Raw genomic sequence first — 5295 nt, 5'->3', positions numbered from 1 at the left:
GGGGATGACGCGGGTGTCGTTGACCACCAGCAGGTCGCCGGGGGCGAGCAGGGCGGGCAGGTCGAGGATGGTGCGGTCGTCGAGCCCGTCGCCGCGGACATGCAGCAGGCGCGCGGCGTGGCGCGGCCGCGCCGGTTCGGCCGCGATGCGCTCGGGCGGCAGGTGATAGTCGAAATCAGCGAGGTTCATTCTTCGAGGTAGCTCGAAATCTCGACCAGGTTGCCGTCCGGATCGCGGCAGTAGACCGAGCGCATGGCGCCGAGCGCGCCGATTTTCGGCGCCGGGCCCTCGACGATGTCCACCCCCTGGGCCTGGAGGTGGTTCACCACGAAGTCGGTGCCGAGGGCGGTGACGAAGCAGATGTCGAGCGCGCTGGGGGCGGGCTTCGCCGCCTGCGGGCCGGACTCGCGCCCGGCCTGGTGCAGGTTCAGCTTCTGCGCGCCGAAGCGCAGGGCGATCCGGCGCTCGGCGCCGAATTCCTCGCGCTCCATGCCGAGGACGCGCTCGTACCAGTCGGCGGTCCTGTCGACGTCGGAGCAGGTCAGCACGACATGGTCGATCCGGTCGACGGTGAACTTCATGGCCGGCTCAGGCGAGGTCGGCGAAGAAGTCGTTGCCCTTGTCGTCGACCACGATGAAGGCGGGGAAGTTCTCGACCTCGATGCGCCAGACCGCTTCCATGCCGAGTTCGGGGTATTCCAGCACCTCGACCTTGCGGATGTTGTCGCGGGCGAGCACCGCGGCGGGGCCGCCGATGGAGCCGAGATAGAAGCCGCCATGCGCCTTGCAGGCGTCGCGCACCGCACGCGAGCGGTTGCCCTTGGCCAGCATCACCAGCGAGCCGCCGGCGGCCTGGAACTCTTCGACATAGCTGTCCATCCGCCCGGCGGTGGTGGGGCCGAAGCTGCCGGTGGCCATGCCCTCGGGCGTTTTCGCGGGGCCGGCGTAATAGACCGGGTGGTTCTTGATGTAGTCGGGCAGGCCCTCGCCGCGATCGAGCCGTTCCTTCAGCTTGGCGTGGGCGATGTCGCGCGCCACGACGATCGGGCCGGTGAGGGCGACGCGGGTCTTGACCGGATGTTTCGAAAGCTCGGCGAGGATGTCCGCCATCGGGCGGTTGAGGTCGATCTGCACCACGTCGCCGCCGAGATGGGTGTCGGTGACCTCGGGGAGGTATTTCGCCGGATCGGTTTCGAGCTGTTCGAGGAAGACGCCCTCTTTGGTGATCTTGGCGCGGATCTGCCGGTCCGCCGAGCAGGAGACGCCGATGCCGACGGGCAGCGAGGCGCCGTGGCGGGGCAGGCGGACCACCCGGACGTCGTGGCAGAAATACTTGCCGCCGAACTGCGCGCCGATGCCGAGCCGGCGGGTCATTTCCAGGATCTGCCGCTCAAGCTCGAGGTCGCGGAAGGCGTGGCCGGTGGGCGAGCCCTGGGTGGGCAGCGAGTCGAGCCAGCGGGTGGAGGCGAGCTTGACCGTCTTCATCGTGGTCTCGGCCGAGGTGCCGCCGATGACGATGGCGAGGTGATAGGGCGGGCAGGCGGCCGTTCCGAGGGTTTTTACTTTGGTTTCAATGAATTCGAGAAGTTTCTTCGGATTCAGGATCGCCCGCGTTTCCTGATACAGGAAGCTCTTGTTGGCGGAGCCGCCGCCCTTGGCGACGAACATCAGCTCGAATTCCTCGGCATGGGCCTCGCCGGGGGCGGCCATGATGTCGCACTGGACCGGCAGGTTGGTGCCGGTGTTCCGCTCCTCGTACATCGAGAGCGGCGCCATCTGCGAGTAGCGCAGGTTGGTCTCGGTGTAGGTGCGGTAGACGCCGTGGGAGAAGGCCTCCTCCTCGTCGCCCTCGACCCAGACGCGCTGGCCCTTCTTGCCGAAGACGATGGCGGTGCCGGTGTCCTGGCACATCGGCAGGATGCCGCCGGCGGCGATGTTGGCGTTCTTGAGGAATTCCATCGCCACGTAGCGGTCGTTCTCCGAGGCCTCGGGATCGTCGAGGATCGCGCGGAGCTGGCGCAGATGGCCGGGGCGCAGCAGGTGGGAGACGTCGTGGAACGCCTGGAAGGCGAGGGCGGAGAGGGTTTCCGGGGCGATCCGCAGGATGGTCCTGCCCGCCGCCTCGATGGTGGAGACGCCGCCGAGATCGAGCCTGCGCCAGGGCGTGTCGTCATGGCCCAGGGGGAACATGGTGCTGAAGGCGAAATCGGGCGTCTTCTTGGTGATCGCGTTCATGGCGGCTCTCCGGGCTCAGTCTTTGGCGGGCGGGCGGCGGCGGAAGGCGTCGAGGCTGACGACCTCGGCGGGGCCCTGCTCCGGTGGCGGCGGCGCGGGTTCGGGCGCGGCCGCGGGCGCTTCTTCCGGCGCTTCGGGGACGCGGGCGGCGAATTGCAGGCCGAAGCGCACCGCCGGGTCGGCGAAGGCGGTGATGGCGTCGAGCGGGATGTCGAGCGTCGCCGGCACGCCGCCGAAGGAGAGGCGGACCGAGAAGCGCTGCGCCTCGGCATCCACCGACAGGTCGCGGTACTGGTGCTGCAGGACGATGGTCATCTCGTCCGGATACTGGGCGCGCAGCCGGTCGGGCATGATCACGCCTGGATGGGCGGTGGCGAAGGTGATGTAGAAGTGATGCTCGCCCGGCATGCCCTCGCGCGACGCATGGTCGAGCGCGCGCAGCACCACGAGGCGGAGCGCGTCCTCGGTCCATTCGTCGTAGGGCAGGAGGCTTTCGGGGATCGGCGTGTCGTCGTCTTCGGCCATGTCGTCGAATTCACCTTGCAGTCGTCATGCGTGCGGGCCGGCAGCGGCGCCGGCGGCTTGTCAGCGGGACTGTCGCTCGTAATGGCGGTAATATTTTTCGGTCACAAGATCCGTCTGCACGACGACGGCTATGTCCGTCGTGTTGAACTGCCAGTCGATCACCGCGCCGTCGCCGACGAAGCCGCCGAGGCGGAGATAGCCCTTGATCAGCGGCGGCAGCTCGGCGAGGACCTGGCGGGCGTCGTATTCGTCGGCGCCGAGGCGGCACATCTCGACATAGCGCGCCTCCAGCGCGCGCGGGCGGATGTGCGCCGGGGCGAGGTGGTGGGCGTGCAGGTAGGAGAGCGCCGGCGCCAGATCGTCGAGATCGGTGCCGTGCAGGCTGGCGCAGCCGAACATCAGCTCGATCCCGTGCTGGAACACATAGGCGGCGATGCCGCGCCAGAGCAGCTGCATGACGGCGCGGGAGCGGTGCGCCTGGTCGACGCAGGAGCGGCCGAGCTCGAGCAGGCGGCTGGAGAAGCGTTCGAGCGGCGCGATGTCGTATTCGTCGGCAGAATAGAAATGGCTGCCTTGGGGCAGGGCGTCCTGCCGGATCAGGCGGTAGGTGCCGACGACGCCGCGGGCATCGTCGGCGATGTCGTGATCGATCACGAGGAGATGATCGGCGATCGCATCGAAGGCGTCCTGGTCGCGGCCGGAGGCGAGGGTCGCGGCGTCGGGATGGGCGCCGAGCTCGTCGTAGAAGATGCGGAAGCGAAGGGCCTGGGCGGCGTCGAGCTCGGCCGCGGTCGCGGCGAGGCGGACGCCGAGATTGCCGACCCGGATTTCCGGAAAGGCCAGCAGGCTGTCCATCGGGCGTTCGGCCGTCATGGTCCGGCCGCCTCGCCGGCGGGCTCCGGCGCGCGCGCGGCGGTGCCGAGGCGGCGGCCGAACAGCTCGATCTTGAGGGAAACGAGTTCGAACCCGTGGCGGGCGGCCACCTTGCGCATGAGAAGTTCGGTCTCCGGCTCGTCGAATTCGATCACCTGGCCGCTGTCCTGGTCGACCAGGTGAAAATGGTCGTGCTCGCCCGACATCTCGTAGCGCGCGCGGCGGCTGCCGAGGCTGCGGCGCTCGAGGATGCCGTGCTGCTCGAACAGGCGCACCGTGCGGTAGACGGTGGCAAGCGAGATCCGCGGGTCGAGGCGGTGGGCGAGGCGGTGCAGTTCGTCGACATCGGGGTGGCCGTTCACCTCGGACAGCACGCGCGCAATGACGCGCCGCGGGCCGGTCATCCTGAGCCCGTTTGCCACGCACAGACGCTCGATGCGGGTCTCCATCCGCTGCCTTGTGGACCATCTCGGCGGCGCGGTCCACCCCAATCCGCGCCCGAGGGCGGGGGCGCTAGGACAGGCGGCGGCGCGGGGTGTAGAAATTGCAGAAGCCGGCCGGCGCCACCGTGCCGCGCACCCGCCGGCAGGCGGCGCCGGCGGCGCGGAAATTGGCGCAGGTCGCGCAGCGCGCGCCGTTGCGGAAGGGATGCGGGACATAGCCGGCGGCATCCCGCGTGGCCTTCGGATGGGGGGCGCGCAGAACCCGGGCGGCGGCCAGGGCGAGGGCGCCGCAGAATGTTTCGAGCCAGTAGCGGCGGGGCCGGGGCGGAATCGTCGTCTCCCTGCGGATTGCGCGTCACGTTATCATTTCTAGGGCAATCATGCACGCGAAAGTTGTGTTCCGATGGCGGCGGCGCCGCGCCGGGCGCGGCGGCTGCATCCAGATTGTCTCGGCGGCGGTAATGCCATAAGCAATGTTCGATGGCGCAGGATACGGAACGGTGACGTCGTCGCCCGGTGGGGCGGTTGCGGCGGATGAGGAGCTTGGCCGGTTGGTCGAGGCCTGCCAGGCGCAGGACGCGGCCGCGCTGCGCGAGCTTTACCGGCGCATGTCGCCGATGCTGATGGGGGTGGCGCTGCGGCTGCTGCGCGACCGGCCGCAGGCCGAGGAGGTCTTGCAGGAGGCGTTCCTGCAGGTGTGGCGGAACGCGGCCAGGTTCGACCGGGCGCGCGGATCGGCGAAGGCCTGGATGATCGGGATCGTGCGCTACCGCGCCCTCGACCGGATCGACAGCGAGCGGCGGCAGCCGGCGAATGGCGGTGAGATTCCCGATATCGCGGCGGAGATGCCGGTGGCGGTGGAGGACGGGCGGGCGCTGGCCGCCTGCCTCGGCGAACTGCCGGAACACTGGCGGCGCGCGGTCGTGCTGTCGTTTGTCGACGGGTATTCGCACAGCGAGATCGCCGAACGCACGGACACGCCGCTCGGCACGGTGAAGAGCTGGATTTCCCGGGCCCTCGGCGCGCTGAAAAGGTGTCTTGAGCGATGAGCGGGTCGATGGCGGACGACGGGCCGGACCGGGCGGGGCTTTACGTGCTGGGCCTGCTGCGCGGCGCGGAGCGGCGGGAGTTCGAGGCCGCGTGCGCGCGCGATCCGGCGCTGGCCGCCGAGGTGGCGGCGTGGGAGGAGCGGCTGCTGCCGCTGGCGCTCGCGGTGCCG

General features: G+C 69.7%; 7 protein-coding genes. 1 reads left to right on the top strand and 6 read right to left on the bottom strand.

Features of this window, described 5'->3' with window-relative positions:
* The 6 genes from APM_RS13605 to APM_RS13580 form a co-directional block, all read right to left on the bottom strand.
* A partial coding sequence (locus tag APM_RS13605; protein WP_007423942.1) for a tRNA preQ1(34) S-adenosylmethionine ribosyltransferase-isomerase QueA occupies positions 1-189 on the bottom strand: 189 nt, incomplete at its 3' end.
* Entirely contained in the window at positions 186-581 is a 396-nt protein-coding gene (locus tag APM_RS13600) for a VOC family protein (protein WP_007423941.1), read from the bottom strand. The genes APM_RS13605 and APM_RS13600, both read right to left, overlap by 4 nt.
* Before the next feature lie 7 nt (positions 582-588).
* Positions 589-2235, bottom strand: a complete 1647-nt coding sequence (locus APM_RS13595; RefSeq protein ID WP_007423940.1) for a fumarate hydratase — start codon at positions 2233-2235, stop codon at positions 589-591.
* A 15-nt stretch (positions 2236-2250) separates the two neighbouring features.
* Positions 2251-2760: an SspB family protein gene (locus APM_RS13590; RefSeq protein ID WP_007423939.1), complete on the bottom strand. Its 510-nt coding sequence runs from the start codon at positions 2758-2760 to the stop codon at positions 2251-2253.
* A 60-nt stretch (positions 2761-2820) separates the two neighbouring features.
* A complete protein-coding gene (locus APM_RS13585) occupies positions 2821-3633 on the bottom strand; it encodes a GNAT family N-acetyltransferase (protein WP_007423938.1) in 813 nt (270 codons plus the stop codon).
* Entirely contained in the window at positions 3630-4082 is a 453-nt protein-coding gene (locus tag APM_RS13580; protein ID WP_007423937.1) for a Fur family transcriptional regulator, read from the bottom strand. Before APM_RS13580 ends, APM_RS13585 begins: the two co-directional genes overlap by 4 nt.
* A gap of 494 nt (positions 4083-4576) precedes the next feature.
* Between APM_RS13580 and APM_RS13575 the strand changes: the two genes are divergently transcribed.
* Positions 4577-5125: an RNA polymerase sigma factor gene (locus APM_RS13575; RefSeq protein ID WP_231295389.1), complete on the top strand. Its 549-nt coding sequence runs from the start codon at positions 4577-4579 to the stop codon at positions 5123-5125.
* Positions 5126-5295: the final 170 nt, after the last annotated feature.

Source organism: Acidiphilium sp. PM (assembly GCF_000219295.1).
GTDB classification, from domain to species: domain Bacteria; phylum Pseudomonadota; class Alphaproteobacteria; order Acetobacterales; family Acetobacteraceae; genus Acidiphilium; species Acidiphilium multivorum.
The sequence above is the reverse complement of the archived record's forward strand: the minus strand, read 5'-3'. Positions and strand labels throughout refer to the sequence as shown.

Bases quoted from the DNA above. Each gene is read 5' to 3' on its own strand.
- APM_RS13600 (WP_007423941.1), bottom strand. From the start codon at position 581: ATGAAGTTCACCGTCGACCGGATCGACCATGTCGTGCTGACCTGCTCC.
- APM_RS13595 (WP_007423940.1), bottom strand. From the start codon at position 2,235: ATGAACGCGATCACCAAGAAGACGCCCGATTTCGCCTTCAGCACCATG.
- APM_RS13590 (WP_007423939.1), bottom strand. From the start codon at position 2,760: ATGGCCGAAGACGACGACACGCCGATCCCCGAAAGCCTCCTGCCCTAC.
- APM_RS13585 (WP_007423938.1), bottom strand. From the start codon at position 3,633: ATGACGGCCGAACGCCCGATGGACAGCCTGCTGGCCTTTCCGGAAATC.
- APM_RS13580 (WP_007423937.1), bottom strand. From the start codon at position 4,082: ATGGAGACCCGCATCGAGCGTCTGTGCGTGGCAAACGGGCTCAGGATG.